Origin of the sequence: Streptomyces griseoluteus (genome assembly GCF_004784465.1) — a bacterium.
Classification (GTDB): Bacteria; Actinomycetota; Actinomycetes; order Streptomycetales; family Streptomycetaceae; genus Streptomyces; species Streptomyces griseoluteus.
In genome coordinates, this window is the sequence record NZ_SRRU01000003.1 from 476811 (window position 1) to 491476 (window position 14666).

Sequence of the window (14666 nt, forward strand, 5' to 3'; positions counted from 1 at the left end):
GAACCGGGGTCCTGGGCATACTAAGCGGTCGCTTGCCGATCAGGGAACAGGTGCCGGGGTACGGAAACGCTCACCCCTCCCCCGCGGACCGCCGCCCCGCCCGCGCCCGCAGATGCATCCGCTCCCCCTGCGGCCCGAACAGGCTCAGGAACTCCACCGGCCCGTCCCACGCCGACCCGAACCAGTGCGGTACGCGGGTGTCGAACTCGGCGGCCTCCCCCGGACCCAGCACCACGTCGTGGTCCCCGAGGACCAGCCGGAGGCGCCCGGAGAGCACGTACAGCCACTCGTACCCCTCGTGCGTGCGCGGGTCCGGCTGCCGGTCGCGGCGCGGTTCGAGCACCTTGTACGCCTGGAGCCCGCCGGGACGCCGGGTCAGGGGGTAGAAGGTGCGGCCGTCCCGCTTGACCGGCTCGGCCCGCACGCGGGGGTCACCGACCGGCGGGGCGCCGACCAGCTCGTCCAGCGGCAACCGGTGGGCCTGTGCGATGGGCAGCAGCAGTTCCAGGCTGGGGCGGCGCAGGCCGGACTCCAGCCGGGAGAGGGTGCTGACCGAGATGCCGGTCGCCTCCGACAGGGCGGCCAGCGTCACGTCCCGTTCCTTGCGGATGCGCCGCAGTCTCGGGCCGACGGCGGCCAGCACCTCGTCGGTGCTCTCCGCGCCCGCGTCGCTCGTCTCACTCATGCCTGCATTGCAGATTCGGCAAGGCGGTTTGTCAATCCGGCAGGTGTGAGCGGGGCCTTCGCAGAGCACCAATGCTGCATGCTGCTCACTCGGCTCGCTGAGGTGTCGGGTCAGGTCGCCGCTACGGCGTCCCGGACCCGTAAGACGGATCTGCTCGCGGAACTCTTCCGGGACGCGGAGCCCGACGACGTGCCCGTGGTGATCCCGTATCTCGCGGGACGGCTGCCGCAGGGCAGGATCGGGGTCGGCTGGAAGGTGCTCGGCCGCGAGGTGCCGCCCGCCGCCGATCCCACGCTCACCGTGCGCGGGGTGGACGCCCTGCTGACCGAGCTGGCCGGGGTGTCCGGGGCCGGTTCGCAGGCCGAGCGGGCACGGATCGTGGACGAACTGATGGGCGCGGCCACCGACGACGAACAGCGGTTCCTGCGGGGCCTGCTGACCGGCGAGGTACGCCAGGGCGCCCTGGACGCGCTCGCCGTGGAGGGGCTGGCCCGCGCCACGGAGGCCGACCCGGCCACGGTGCGGCGGGCGGTGATGCTGGCCGGCTCACTCCAGACGGTGGCCCAGGCGCTGCTCGCCGAGGGCCCCGGCGCGCTGGACGAGTTCCGGCTCACCGTGGGGCGCCCGGTGCTGCCGATGCTGGCCCGCAGCGCGTCCTCGGTCGCGGAGGCGGTCGAGAAGCTGGGCGCCTGCGCGGTGGAGGAGAAGCTCGACGGCATCCGCGTCCAGGTGCACCGGGAGGGTGACGAGGTGCGCGTCTACACCCGAACGCTGGACGACATCACCGACCGGCTGCCCGAGGTGACCTCGGCGGCGCTGGAACTGCCGGGCGAGCGGTTCGTGCTGGACGGCGAGGTGATCTCGTTCGGCCCGGACGGGCGCCCCCGGTCCTTCCAGGAGACGGCCGGCCGGGTCGGCTCGCGGGTGGACGTGGCCAGGGCGGCCGAGGAGGTCCCGGTCTCCCCCGTGTTCTTCGACGCGCTCTCGGTGGACGGCCGGGACCTGCTGGACCTGCCCTTCGCCGAACGGCACGCGGAGCTGGCCCGGCTGGTACCGGAGCCGATGCGGGTGCGCCGGGCGCTGGTGGCCGGGCCGGAGGACACCGCCTCGGCGGAGGAGTTCTCGGCCGCGACCCTGGCGCGCGGGCACGAGGGCATCGTGGCCAAGGGGCTGGACGCGCCGTACAGCGCGGGCCGGCGCGGTGCGTCCTGGCTGAAGGTCAAGCCCGTGCACACGCTCGACCTGGTGGTGCTGGCCGCCGAGTGGGGCCACGGCCGCCGCACCGGCAAGCTCTCCAACCTCCACCTGGCCGCCCGCACGGCCGACGGCGGTTACGCGATGCTCGGCAAGACCTTCAAGGGCATGACGGACGTGATGCTCGCCTGGCAGACCGAACGGCTCGGCGAACTCGCGGTGGAGGAGAAGAGCTGGGGCGTGAGAGTACGTCCCGAACTCGTCGTGGAGATCGCCTACGACGGGCTCCAGCGCTCCACCCGCTACCCGGCCGGGGTCACCCTGCGGTTCGCGCGGGTGATCCGCTACCGCGAGGACAAGCGGCCCGAGGACGCCGATACGGTGGAGGACCTGCTCGCGGCCCACCCGGAGGTCAAGGCGTGACAGTGCGTGCGACGAAGCGCAGCGCGGGACTGCTGTTGTTCCGCCACACCGACCGAGGGCTGGAGGTGTTGCTCGGCCATATGGGCGGCCCCTTCTGGGCCACCAAGGACGAGGGGGCCTGGTCGGTACCCAAGGGCGAGTACGAAGCGGACGAACCCGCATGGGAGGCGGCCCGCCGGGAGTTCCAGGAGGAGCTGGGCATCGCCCCGCCGGACGGCCCCGCGCTGCCGCTGGGCGAGGTCGCCCAGCGCAACGGCAAGATCGTCACCGCCTGGGCGGTGGAGGCCGACCTCGACCCCGCGACCATCGCGCCCGGCACCTTCACCATGGAGTGGCCGCCCCACTCGGGCCGCGTCCAGGAGTTCCCGGAGCTGGACCGGGTGGCCTGGTTCACTCCCGAGGAGGCCAGGCCGCTGATGGTCCCCGGACAGGGCACGTTTCTGGACCGTCTGGCGGAGCACTCGGGCTGAACAGGGGATCGAAGCGTTGCGGCGCCGCCTGCCGCGCGCGAAGGTCGACGCACACCCCGCACCAGGAGGTCAGCCATGCCCATCGCCACGGTGAACCCGGCCAACGGCGAGACGGTCAAGACGTACGAGCCGATGGACGAGGCCGAGGTGGAGCGCCGGCTCCAGCTCGCCGAGGCCACCTTCCGGACCTACCGGACGACGTCGTTCGCCGAGCGCGCCGAGCATCTGAACCGGGCCGCCGACCTGCTGGAGTCGGACAACGACGAGGTCGCCCGGATCATGACGACCGAGATGGGCAAGCCGCTCGCGCAGGCCCGCGCGGAGGCCGCCAAGTGCGTCAAGGGGATGCGCTGGTACGCCGAGCGGGCCGAGAGGCTGCTCGCCGACGAGGTGCCGGACGAGGCGGACGTGAAGGACTCCGGCGCCTCGCGGGTCCGCGTGGTCTACCGGCCGCTGGGGCCGGTGCTCGCGGTGATGCCGTGGAACTTCCCCCTCTGGCAGGTGATCCGGTTCGCGGCGCCCGCGCTGATGGCGGGCAACGTCGGCCTGCTCAAGCACGCCTCGAACGTGCCGCAGACCGCCCTCTACCTGGAGAGCCTGTTCCAGCGGGCCGGGTTCCCCGTCGGCTGTTTCCAGACGCTGCTGATCGGCTCGGCCGCCGTCGACGAGATCCTCCGGGACGAGCGGGTCAAGGCCGCCACCCTCACCGGCAGCGAACCCGCCGGGCGCGCGGTCGCCTCCACCTCCGGTGAGATGATCAAGAAGACCGTGCTGGAGCTGGGCGGCAGCGACCCCTACCTGGTGATGCCCTCCGCCGACCTCGACCGGGCGGCCGAGACCGCGGTGACCGCGCGGGTGCAGAACAACGGGCAGTCCTGCATCGCCGCCAAGCGGTTCATCGTCCACACGGACGTCTACGACGCCTTCCTGGAGAAGTTCGTCGCCGGGATGAAGGACCTGACCGTCGGCGACCCCATGGACGACCACACCGACGTCGGGCCGCTCGCCACCGAGCAGGGCCGTGCGGACGTGGAGGAACTGGTGGACGACGCGCGCCGCAGCGGGGCCGACATCCTCTGCGGGGGCGAGCGGCCCGGCGGCGCCGGCTGGTACTACCCGCCGACCGTCATCGCGGGTGTCGACCGCGAGATGCGTATCCACCGCGAGGAGGCGTTCGGGCCGGTGGCGACCGTGTACCGGGCGGAGGACCTGGAGGACGCGATCCTGATCGCCAACGACTCCCCGTTCGGACTGAGTTCGAACGTGTGGACGCGGGACGAGGACGAGATGGCGCACTGCGCGCGGGACCTGGAGGCCGGGGGCGTGTTCATCAACGGCATGACCGCTTCGCACCCGGCGTTGCCCTTCGGCGGGGTGAAGCGGTCTGGGTACGGGCGTGAACTGTCGGCGCAGGGAATCCGGGAGTTCTGCAACATCACCACCGTTTGGCAGGGAGCGTGAGGATCGCACGGATACGATCCGGTCTGTGAACGGCGAAGTGACTCTGCCTCTGATCGTGGACGACCGTGGTGCGCTGCGGGTTTCGGCCGGCGACGTCAGCAAGCTGCTGCGCAGCGTCGGCGCGCGGTGGGTGCATCTTGTGGAGGCCGGGGAGCGGGGGCTCGACGAGGAGACCGTCGCCGAGTTGGCCATTGAGCTGGCCAAGCTGGCGGATCGGATCGATGTGGCGTGCATTGCTCATAGCAGTGGAGCGCCGTAGGGGGCTGGGGCGCGTGGTGGGGTGCTGCGCCGTCGTGGCTTGTCGCGCAGTTCCCCGCCCCCCCTTTTGCAGTGGGCCTGAGCTGCGGAAATGATCCCTTATCACTCTCTGTTCTCGCCGGTTCGGAGTAATCCGGCGCGAGATCGTCGGCCTTCCGGGTGAGTGTGGGTGGACCACCTTCTGACCGGCGGACGAAGGCCCGCCGGACGGCGAAAGCAGGGACCGCTCATGGCGACTTTGTGCAGACCCTCGGTGTCCGTGCCGGAACACGTGATCACCATGGAGGAGACCCTGGAGCTGGCCCGCACGCACCACGCGGACAACCCACAGCTCCCGCTGGCCCTCCGTCTGATCGAGAACACCGGAGTGCGCACCCGGCACATCGTGCAGCCCATCGAGGAGACCCTGAAGCACCCGGGCTTCGAGCAGCGCAACAAGCTGTACGAGTCCGAGGCCAAGGCCCGGGTTCCCGCGGTGATCCAGGAGGCGCTCGACTCGGCCGAACTCCTCACCTCCGACATCGATGTCATCGTCTACGTGTCGTGCACGGGCTTCATGATGCCGTCGCTCACCGCGTGGCTGATCAACGAGATGGACTTCTCCAGCACCACCCGGCAGCTCCCCATCGCCCAGTTGGGCTGTGCGGCCGGCGGTGCGGCCATCAACCGGGCGCACGACTTCTGCTCGGCCTACCCGGAGGCGAACGCCCTCATCGTGGCCTGCGAGTTCTGCTCGCTGTGCTACCAGCCCACCGACCTCGGCGTCGGCTCCCTGCTCTCCAACGGCCTGTTCGGCGACGGCATCGCGGCCGCCGTGGTGCGCGGCCGGGGCGGCACGGGTGTGCAGCTCGAGCGCAACGGCTCGTACCTGATCCCGAAGACCGAGGACTGGATCTCGTACGACGTCCGGGACACCGGGTTCCACTTCCTGCTGGACAAGCGGGTGCCGACCACGATGGAGCCGCTGGCCCCGGCGCTCCAGGAACTCGCGGGCACTCACGGCTGGAACGCCTCCGAGCTGGACTTCTACATCATCCACGCCGGCGGCCCCCGAATACTCGACGACCTCAGCAAGTTCCTGAAGGTCGAGCCGCACGCGTTCCGGTTCAGCCGGGCCACGCTCACCGAGTACGGCAACATCGCCAGCGCCGTCGTCCTGGACGCGCTGCGCCGGCTGTTCGACGACGGCGGTGCCGAGCAGCGGGCGCGCGGGCTGCTGGCCGGGTTCGGGCCGGGCATCACCGCCGAGATGACCGTCGGCCGCTGGGTCGGCCGGGAATAGGAGGGGCGCCATGACCGACGAGACGCTCACCGGCACCCCGCCTCCGATCCGGCAGTGGCCGGTCACCGACCTGGCGGGCACCGACTTCGACCCGGTGCTGGCCGAACTGATGAACGAGGGCCCGGTCACCCGCGTCCAGCTGCCCAACGGCGAGGGCTGGGCGTGGCTGATCACCCGGTACGACGACGTACGCATGGTGACCAACGACCCCCGCTTCGGCCGGGAAGCCGTGATGGGCCATCAGGTCACGCGGCTCGCCCCGCACTTCATTCCGGACCGGGGCGCGGTCGGCTTCCTCGACCCGCCCGACCACACCCGGCTGCGCCGCTCGGTGGCCGCAGCGTTCACCGCCAAGGGCGTGGAGCGGGTCCGGGAGCGGTCGCGGGCCATACTGGAGGAGCTTGTGGACGAACTCCTCCAGGACGGGCCGCCGGCCGATCTCACCAGCGCGGTGCTCAGCCCGTTCCCCATCGCGGTGATCTGCGAGCTGATGGGCGTACCCGCCGCCGACCGGCACTCCATGCACGACTGGACCCAGCTCATCCTGTCCTCCGCGCACGGCAAGGAGGTCAGCGAGCGGGCCAAGCGCGAGATGAGCGCCTACTTCACCGACCTCGTCGGGCACGGCGCGCGCGGCCCCGAGGGCTCGGTCTGCTCGCTGCTGAGCGAGGCCGTGGACCGGGACGAGATCACGCTGGTGGAGGCGGTCGGCCTCGCCGTGCTGCTCCAGATCGGCGGCGAGGCGGTCACCAACAACAGCGGGCAGATGTTCTATCTGCTGCTGACCCGGCCGGAGCTGGCGGAGCGGCTGCGCTCGGACCGGGAGATCCGGCCGAAGGCGATCGACGAGTTGCTGCGGTACATCCCGCACCGCAACGCGGTCGGTCTCTCCAGGATCGCCCTGGAGGACGTGGAGATCAGGGGCGTCCGTATCCGCGCGGGCGACGCGGTCTACACCTCCTACCTGGCCGCCAACCGGGACCCGGAGGTGTTCCCCGACCCGGACACCATCGACGTGGAGCGCAGCCCCAACCCGCATGTGGCGTTCGGCTTCGGCCCGCACTACTGCCCGGGCGGGATGCTCGCCCGGCTGGAGTCCGAGCTGCTGGTCGACGTCCTGCTGGACCAGGTGCCCGGGCTGAAGCTCGCGGTTCCGCCGGAGGAAGTCCCCTTCCGCAAGGGTGCGTTGATCCGGGGACCCGAGTCCCTGCCGGTGACCTGGTGAGCCGGTCATGACGACGACCGAGGGACTGCTCGTACCGCCGGGACACGGCCGGGTCGTGGCGACGGCCGCCCAGCGGGTCACGTTCAAGGTCACCGGCACCCACTCGCGGACGGCCTCCACCTTCGAGGTGGAGGTCCCGCCGGGTTTCGACGTGGGCGCCCATGTGCACACGCGCAGCGAGGAGCTGTTCTACGTCCTGGAGGGAGAACTCGACGTCCTCGCCTTCGAGCCCCGCGTCCGCACCCCCGACAACTGGCAGAAGTGGGAGTCGAGTTCGGGCACCAGGGTGGTCCGGGCGACACCGGGCACGGTCATCGTCGTCCCGCCCGGCTGCCCCCACGCCTTCGCCAACCCCACCGACACCCCGGCCCGCATGTTCTTCCAGGCCTCTCCCCCACCGGACCACGAGCGCTACTTCGAGGAACTCCTGGAGATCCTGGACGCGGGAGGCCCCCCGGACCAGGAGGCCATCGAGGAACTGAGAAAGCGCTACGACATAGACCAGCTCACACCCTTGAAACACCGGTGAGAGTCCGGGCCCGAAGGGGCGCGGGGAACTGCGTGACCTGCCAGAACGGCGGGTCGGCCCGCAGATCGCCGCGCCCTTTATGGCTGCTACCGAATAGGGACCCCGGCCAAGGTACGGGCGATCACCAGCCGCTGAATCTCACTGGTCCCCTCAAAAATGGTGTAGATCGCCGCATCCCTGTGCATCCGCTCCACCGGATACTCCCGCGTGTAGCCGTTCCCCCCAAGGATCTGAATCGCCTGTCCGGTGACCTTCTTCGCCGTCTCGCTGGCGAACAGCTTCGACATCGACCCCTCGGCCGCGGTGAACCGCTTGCCGTTGACTGCCATCCAGGACGCCCGCCACACCAGCAGCCGAGCCGCGTCGATGGACGTCCGCATGTCGGCGAGCTGGAAGGCGACCCCCTGGTTGTCAACAATGGGCCGCCCGAACTGCTCACGCGTAGTGGCGTATTCGAGCGCGACCTCGTAGGCGGCGCGTGCCGTACCCACAGCCATCGCACCCACGGCGGGCCGGGACGCCTCGAAGGTGGCCATCGCCGCGTTCTTCACCCGCTCGCCCCCGCTGCGGGCCTTCTCCCGCGCCCGCGCCAGCCGCTCGTCCAGCTTCTCCTTGCCCCCGAGCAGGCAGGAGCCCGGCACCCGCACGTCCTCCAGGACGACCTCGGCCGTGTGCGAGGCGCGAATCCCGTGCTTCTTGAACTTCTGGCCCTGGCTGAGACCGGGCGTGCCGGGCGGGACGATGAAGGAGGCGTGGCCCTTGGAGCCCAGCTCCGGGTCGACCACGGCGACGACGACATGAACGTTGGCGATGCCGCCGTTGGTGGCCCACGTCTTGGTGCCGTTGAGCACCCACTCGTCCTTGGCCTCGTCGTACACCGCACGGGTGCGCATGGAGGCCACGTCGGAGCCGGCGTCCGGCTCGGAGGAGCAGAAGGCGGCGACCTTGACGTCGTTCACATCGCCGTACATCTGCGGAATCCAGGTGCCGATCTGCTCCTCGGTGCCGTTGGCGAGGACGCCCACGGCCGCGAGGCCGGTGCCGACGATGGACAGGGCGATGCCCGCGTCCCCCCAGAACAGCTCCTCCATGACCATCGGTATGCCGAGGCCGGTGGGGTCGAAGTACTGCTGGGCGTAGAAGTCGAGGGAGTAGACGCCGATCTTGGCGGCCTCCTGGATGACCGGCCAGGGAGTCTCCTCACGCTCGTCCCATTCGGCGGCCGCGGGCCGGATCACATCGGCGGCGAAGCCGTGCAGCCAGTCCCGGACCTCCTTCTGTTCGTCGTTGAGCTCCATGGTGAACTCGGCCATGTCCCCTCCAGCGGCGGCGCGTACGGTGTTACTAGCGGTAACCGAAGTATGTTACCGACGGGTAGGTGAAGTCAACTCCGGATGACGGCTCGGTATCCCGTTCGATGCCGGGCCCGCGGTGAGTGTTAGTTTGCGCAGGCGTCACCGAATCAGCACGGGTGGGGAGACCACATGGACACCACACAGCGGACCGATCAGCAGCGGTCCGCCGACCGACGACGGCGGGAACTGCTGGAGGCCGCCGACCGGGTGGTGCTGCGCGACGGCCCGCAGGCGTCGATGAACGCCATCGCCGCGGAGGCGGGCATCACCAAGCCGATCCTCTACCGCCACTTCGGCGACAAGGGCGGCCTCTACGCGGCCCTCGCCACGCGGCACACCGACGCCCTGCTCGACTCGCTGCGCGCGGCGCTGGACGCCCCGGCCGACCGCCGGGAGCGGGTGGAGTCCACGCTCGACACCTACCTCGCCGCCATCGAGGCCCGGCCGCAGGTGTACCGGTTCCTGATGCACCCCTCCGAGGGCGGCCAGGGCGGCGACCACGGCTTCGACGTCGGCAAGCACAGCGCCCCGCTGCTGCGCCGGATGGGCGAGGAGCTGGCCCAGGTCATCGAGGAGCGGGTGGACCTCGGTCCGGGCAGCCAGCAGCTGGCGCGGGTCTGGGGCCACGGGATCGTCGGCATGATGCACGCCGCCGGGGACTGGTGGCTGGGCGAGCGCCCCTGCTCGCAAGCCGAACTGGTGCGCTCGCTGGCCGACTTGCTGTGGGGACGGCTGGCGGCCGCCGGCGACCGGGTGGGCGGTCCGGGCTTCTAGACCGGTCCCGGCCGGCCTCACGTGCGCCAGGGGGCCTTCCGTACCTGGCGGTCGAGCCTGCGCCGGCGGCGGCCCGTCACGCGGTCGGCGTAGACCGTGCCGGCCAGATGATCGCACTCGTGCTGGAGGCAGCGGGCGAAGAACCCGGTGCCGTCGACGGTGACCGGCTCCCCCGTCATCGTGACGCCCTCGACCACCGCGTGGTCGTACCGCTCCGTGCCCGCCTCCAGGCCCGGCAGGGACAGACAGCCTTCCGGGCCCAGGAACTCCAGCCCGTCGGCGGTCACCAGCCTGGGGTTGACCACATGGCCCAGGTGGCGGACCTCGTCGTCGTCCGGGCAGTCGTACACGAACACCCGCTGGTTCACGCCGATCTGGTTGGCGGCCAGGCCAACGCCCTCGTGGGCGTACATGGTGGCGAACAAGTCCGCCACGAGCGCCTCCAGTTCCGGGCCGAAGTCGGTGACGTCCCCGCAGGGTGCGTGCAGCACGGGGTCGCCGAGGAGGGTGAGGGGCCGGACGCGCCCGTGGGCACCCGGTATCGAGCGGTGTCGCATGGCGGCAAGGGTACGGTTCGTTCGGCCCGCGCCGAGCGCGCGAGGGCGGGCCGGGCGGACCGGGATTCGGGTGTGCGAACGGTTCTCGATAGGCTGAGGCCCCCACCACGCTGCCGGATGGCCCCAGGCGCGGCGCGTACGCAAGGAGGATCGAGGACTGATGGCAGGCAACTCGGACCCGCTCTCGCCGCGGGCCAAGCTGGCCGTGACCGCGGGCAAGGCGGTCGCGGCGGCATCGCGCGCCGCGGGGCGCGGCAGCGGGTCGGTGATCGGCGGAAAGGTCGCCCTGCGGCTCGACCCCGACCTGCTCGCCCGGCTCGCCACCCACCTGGACGTGGTCCTGGTGTCGGCGACCAACGGCAAGACCACCACCACCCGGCTGATCGCGGAGGCCCTGCGCGCCGCCGGTCCGGTGGTGTCCAACGCGCTCGGCGCCAACATGCCGGCCGGTATCACCTCCGCCCTCGCGGGCGGCTCGGACGCCAAGTTCGGTGTCATCGAGGTCGACGAGAAGTACCTGGCCGGTGTGGCACGTGACACCAGCCCCAAGTGCATCGCGCTGCTGAACCTCTCCCGCGACCAGCTGGACCGCGCGGCCGAGACCCGGATGCTCGCGGAGAACTGGCGTGAGGGCCTGTCCGGCTCCAAGGCCGTCGTCGTCGCCAACTGCGACGACCCGCTGGTGGTGTGGGCGGCCTCGTCCTCCCCGAACGTGGTCTGGGTCGCGGCCGGCCAGATGTGGAAGGACGACGCCTGGTCCTGCCCGTCCTGCGGCGGTGTGATGCAGCGCCCCGGTGACGACTGGTTCTGCGGCGAGTGCGGCTTCCGCCGTCCGACGCCGACCTGGGCGCTCTCCGGCGACCATGTCCTCGACCCGCACGGCTCGGCCTGGCCGATCCACCTCCAGCTGCCGGGCCGCGCCAACAAGGCGAACGCGGCCAGCTCGGCCGCGGTCGCCGCCGTGTTCGGCGTGCCGCCGCAGGTGGCGCTGGAGCGGATGTACCAGGTGCAGGCGGTCGCCGGACGCTACGACGTGGTCCAGTTCCAGAACCGCGACCTGCGTCTGCTGCTGGCGAAGAACCCGGCCGGCTGGCTGGAGACCTTCTCCCTGATCGACCCGCCGCCCACCCCGGTGATCCTCTCGGTGAACGCGCGCGGGGCGGACGGCACCGACACCTCCTGGCTGTGGGACGTGGACTACACCCGGCTCACCGGCCACCCGATCTTCGTCATCGGTGACCGGAAGCTGGACCTCGCCGTCCGTCTGGAAGTGGCGAACCAGCACTTCCAGGTGTGCGAGAACCTCGACGAGGCCGTCGCCGCGGCCCCGCCGGGCCGTATCGAGGTCATCGCCAACTACACCGCGTTCCAGGACCTGCGCCGCCGCGTCGGCAACTGAGCCAGAAGGGCGAACACCTCCCCATGAGCGACAACCAACTGCGGCTGGTGTGGATCTATCCCGACCTGCTGAGCACCTACGGCGACCAGGGCAACGCCCTCGTCGTGGAGCGCCGGGCGCGTCAGCGCGGCCTGGACGTGGCCCGTCTCGACGTGCGCAGCGACCAGCCGATCCCGACCTCGGGCGACATCTACCTGATCGGCGGCGGTGAGGACCGTCCGCAGCGGCTGGCGGCCGAGCGGCTGCGCCGCGACGGGCACCTCCAGCGTGCGGTGGAGAACGGCGCGATCGTGTTCTCCGTGTGCGCCGGCTACCAGATCCTCGGCCACGAGTTCATCAACGACCTGGGCCAGCGCGAGCCGGGCCTCGGCCTGCTCGACGTGATGTCGACGCGCGGCGAGGGCGAGCGGTGCGTGGGCGATGTGCTCGGCGACATCGACCCGCGCCTCGGTCTGCCTCCGCTGACCGGGTTCGAGAACCACCAGGGCGTCACCCATCTGGGCCCGACCGCCCGCGCTTTCGCCCAGGTCACCATGGGCCGGGGCAACGGCACCGGTGACGGGACCGAGGGCGCGTACAACGGCACCGTGTTCGGTACGTACATGCACGGCCCCGTGCTGGCCCGTAACCCGCAGATCGCGGACCTGCTGCTGAAGCTGGCGCTGGACGTGAACGCGCTGCCGCCGATCGACGACCGCTGGTACGAGGCGCTGCGCGACGAGCGCATCGCGGCGGCGCAGCAGCCGGCCTGATCCCCGCGTACCACCGCATATCAGTACACCCGTCAGGCGGGCCCGTGAGCTTTCGCGGGCCCGCCTGACGCGTCGTCCGCTCACCTGTGCGGGTGCGTCCAGCAGGCGGACGCCCGCTGGGTGAGGGGCCCCTGCCGCCGGTAGTGTGGCCGGGAACCCGCCGGACAATGTGGTCCGGCCTCCCGGCCCACGTCGAGAAGGTAATTCGGGCTATGCGCATTGGTGTCCTCACCTCCGGCGGCGACTGCCCCGGCCTGAACGCCGTCATCCGGTCGGTCGTGCACCGAGCCGTCGCCGACCACGGCGACGAGGTCATCGGCTTCCGCGACGGCTGGAAGGGCCTGCTGGAGTGCGACTACTTGAAGCTCGACCTGGACGCCGTCAGCGGCATCCTGGCGCGCGGCGGCACGATCCTGGGCTCCTCACGCGTCCGTCCGGAGCATCTGCGCGGCGGGGTGGAGCGGGTCAAGGGCCATGTCGAGGAACTCGGGCTCGACGCGATCATCCCGATCGGCGGTGAGGGCACGCTGAAGGCGGCCCGGCTGCTGTCGGACAGCGGGCTGCCCATCGTGGGCGTGCCCAAGACCATCGACAACGACATCTCGGCGACCGACGTCACTTTCGGCTTCGACACGGCCGTGGGCGTCGCCACCGAGGCGCTGGACCGGCTGAAGACCACCGCCGAGTCCCACCAGCGGGTGCTGATCGTGGAGGTCATGGGCCGCCACACCGGCTGGATAGCGCTGAACTCGGGCACGGCGGCCGGCGCGCACGCCATCGTGGTCCCCGAACGGCCCTTCGACATCGACGAGTTGACCCGCCGCGTCGGTGCCAGGTTCGAGGCGGGCAAGCGGTTCGCCATCGTGGTGGCCGCCGAGGGCGCCAAGCCGCGCGCCGGTTCCATGGAGTTCGACGAGGGCGGCCGGGACATCTACGGCCACGAGCGCTTCGCCGGGATCGCCCGCCAGCTCTCCGTCGAGCTGGAGCAGCGGCTCGGCAAGGAGGCCCGGCCGGTGATCCTGGGGCACGTGCAGCGCGGCGGCACCCCGACGGCGTACGACAGGGTGCTGGCGACCCGCTTCGGCTGGCACGCGGTGGAGGCGGTGCACCGGGAGGAGTTCGGCCGGATGACCGCGCTGCGCGGCACGGACATCGTGATGGTGCCGCTGGCCGAGGCGGTCAGCACCCTGAAGACGGTACCGGCGGAGCGGTACGCCGAGGCGGAGTGCGTGCTGTAGCGGCTCGCGGGGCCGGGCGGACCCCGCTCACGGGCGGGCGCGGGGGCGCCCGTACCCTGAGTGCGGACAGAAACCGCTCAACCCCCACGAACCAGGAGCCGCCGGATGGACCACAGCGGGCACGGCATGATGCCGGATCTGCCGCCGTTCACGCTGGGACGGGGGCTCGTGTGGTCGGCGGACCCCTTCTTCCTGATCGCCTGCCTGGCCGGGCTCGCCCTGTACGGCTGGGGTGTGCTGCGGCTGCGGCGGCGCGGGGACGCGTGGCCCGTCTCGCGCACCCTGTCGTACGTCGTCGGTGTGCTGACCATCGGTCTGGTGATGTGCACCCGGCTGAACGACTACGGCATGGTCATGTTCAGCGTGCACATGGTGCAGCACATGGTGATCAGCATGCTGTCGCCGATCCTGATCCTGCTGGGCGCGCCGGTGACGCTGGCGCTCAGGGCGCTGCCCACGGCGGGGCGGGGCCGCACCGGCCCGCGTGAGCTGCTGCTGGCGCTGCTGCACAGCCGGTACATGCGGTTCATCACGCATCCGGCGTTCACGATCCCGCTGTTCATCGCCAGCCTGTACGCGCTGTACTTCTCGCCGGTCTTCGACTTCCTGATGGGGTCCAAGTCCGGGCACATCGCGATGATGGTGCACTTCCTCGCGGTGGGCGTGGTGTTCTTCTGGCCGATCATCGGCGTCGACCCGGGCCCGCACCGGCCGAACCACCTGATGCGGATGCTGGAGCTGTTCGCGGGCATGCCGTTCCACGCCTTCTTCGGCATCGCGCTGATGATGGCCTCCGAGCCGATGGTGGAGACCTTCAAGAACCCGCCCGCCTCGCTCGGCATCGACGCGCTCTCGGACCAGGGCGCGGCCGGCGGTATCGCGTGGGCGTTCAGCGAGATCCCGTCGGTGCTGGTGCTGATCGCGCTGCTGTTCCAGTGGTACCGCTCCGAGCAGCGGCAGGCCCGCCGCAAGGACCGGGCGGCGGACCGCAACGGCGACCAGGAGCTGGAGGCGTACAACGCCTATCTGGCCTCCCTCAGCGCGCGCGAGAGCTGATCCCGCGC

General features: G+C 71.1%; 15 protein-coding genes. 12 read left to right on the forward strand and 3 right to left on the reverse strand.

Annotated features, from left to right (window positions below):
• Nucleotides 1-70: 70 nt before the first annotated feature.
• Nucleotides 71-685, reverse strand: a complete 615-nt coding sequence (locus E5082_RS11105; RefSeq protein ID WP_135791081.1) for a helix-turn-helix domain-containing protein — start codon at nt 683-685, stop codon at nt 71-73.
• 78 nt (nt 686-763) lie between these two features.
• Between E5082_RS11105 and E5082_RS11110 the strand changes: the two genes are divergently transcribed.
• From E5082_RS11110 to E5082_RS11140, 7 genes are all read left to right on the forward strand, one after another.
• Complete coding sequence (locus tag E5082_RS11110) at nt 764-2302, forward strand: ATP-dependent DNA ligase (protein ID WP_135791082.1); 1539 nt, start codon at nt 764-766, stop codon at nt 2300-2302.
• Nucleotides 2299-2772, forward strand: a complete 474-nt coding sequence (locus tag E5082_RS11115; RefSeq protein ID WP_135791083.1) for an NUDIX hydrolase — start codon at nt 2299-2301, stop codon at nt 2770-2772. The genes E5082_RS11110 and E5082_RS11115 overlap by 4 nt, the downstream gene beginning before the upstream one ends.
• A 75-nt stretch (nt 2773-2847) precedes the next feature.
• Complete coding sequence (locus E5082_RS11120) at nt 2848-4233, forward strand: NADP-dependent succinic semialdehyde dehydrogenase (protein WP_135791084.1); 1386 nt, start codon at nt 2848-2850, stop codon at nt 4231-4233.
• 25 nt (nt 4234-4258) lie between these two features.
• Complete coding sequence (locus E5082_RS11125) at nt 4259-4492, forward strand: DUF6213 family protein (RefSeq protein WP_190045242.1); 234 nt, start codon at nt 4259-4261, stop codon at nt 4490-4492.
• Between the two features lie 228 nt (nt 4493-4720).
• The gene (locus tag E5082_RS11130; protein WP_135791085.1) at nt 4721-5773 is read left to right on the forward strand and encodes a type III polyketide synthase; all 1053 of its coding nucleotides are present in this window, start codon (nt 4721-4723) and stop codon (nt 5771-5773) included.
• A 10-nt stretch (nt 5774-5783) separates the two neighbouring features.
• Complete coding sequence (locus tag E5082_RS11135) at nt 5784-6998, forward strand: cytochrome P450 (protein ID WP_135791086.1); 1215 nt, start codon at nt 5784-5786, stop codon at nt 6996-6998.
• A 7-nt stretch (nt 6999-7005) separates the two neighbouring features.
• The gene (locus E5082_RS11140) at nt 7006-7527 is read left to right on the forward strand and encodes a cupin domain-containing protein (protein ID WP_135791087.1); all 522 of its coding nucleotides are present in this window, start codon (nt 7006-7008) and stop codon (nt 7525-7527) included.
• 86 nt (nt 7528-7613) lie between these two features.
• Here the strand turns inward: E5082_RS11140 and E5082_RS11145 are convergent, their stop codons facing one another.
• Nucleotides 7614-8840, reverse strand: a complete 1227-nt coding sequence (locus tag E5082_RS11145) for an acyl-CoA dehydrogenase family protein (protein ID WP_135791088.1) — start codon at nt 8838-8840, stop codon at nt 7614-7616.
• Nucleotides 8841-9011: 171 nt separating this feature from the next.
• Between E5082_RS11145 and E5082_RS11150 the strand changes: the two genes are divergently transcribed.
• On the forward strand, nt 9012-9656 hold the full coding sequence (locus E5082_RS11150; protein WP_135791089.1) for a TetR/AcrR family transcriptional regulator: 645 nt from the start codon (nt 9012-9014) through the stop codon (nt 9654-9656).
• Between the two features lie 17 nt (nt 9657-9673).
• Here E5082_RS11150 and def read toward each other — a convergent pair whose 3' ends face one another.
• Nucleotides 9674-10213: a peptide deformylase gene (gene def, locus E5082_RS11155; RefSeq protein WP_135791090.1), complete on the reverse strand. Its 540-nt coding sequence runs from the start codon at nt 10211-10213 to the stop codon at nt 9674-9676.
• Nucleotides 10214-10373: 160 nt separating this feature from the next.
• On the opposite strand from def, the gene E5082_RS11160 reads away from it, so the two are divergent.
• The 4 genes from E5082_RS11160 to E5082_RS11175 all read left to right on the forward strand — a co-directional run bounded on the left by E5082_RS11160 (nt 10374) and on the right by E5082_RS11175 (nt 14658).
• Nucleotides 10374-11612, forward strand: a complete 1239-nt coding sequence (locus E5082_RS11160; RefSeq protein WP_135791091.1) for a MurT ligase domain-containing protein — start codon at nt 10374-10376, stop codon at nt 11610-11612.
• A gap of 23 nt (nt 11613-11635) precedes the next feature.
• Complete coding sequence (locus E5082_RS11165) at nt 11636-12364, forward strand: type 1 glutamine amidotransferase (protein ID WP_030809066.1); 729 nt, start codon at nt 11636-11638, stop codon at nt 12362-12364.
• 212 nt (nt 12365-12576) lie between these two features.
• On the forward strand, nt 12577-13602 hold the full coding sequence (locus E5082_RS11170; RefSeq protein WP_135791092.1) for a 6-phosphofructokinase: 1026 nt from the start codon (nt 12577-12579) through the stop codon (nt 13600-13602).
• 105 nt (nt 13603-13707) lie between these two features.
• Complete coding sequence (locus E5082_RS11175; RefSeq protein ID WP_135791093.1) at nt 13708-14658, forward strand: cytochrome c oxidase assembly protein; 951 nt, start codon at nt 13708-13710, stop codon at nt 14656-14658.
• The last annotated feature ends 8 nt before the right edge of the window (nt 14659-14666 follow it).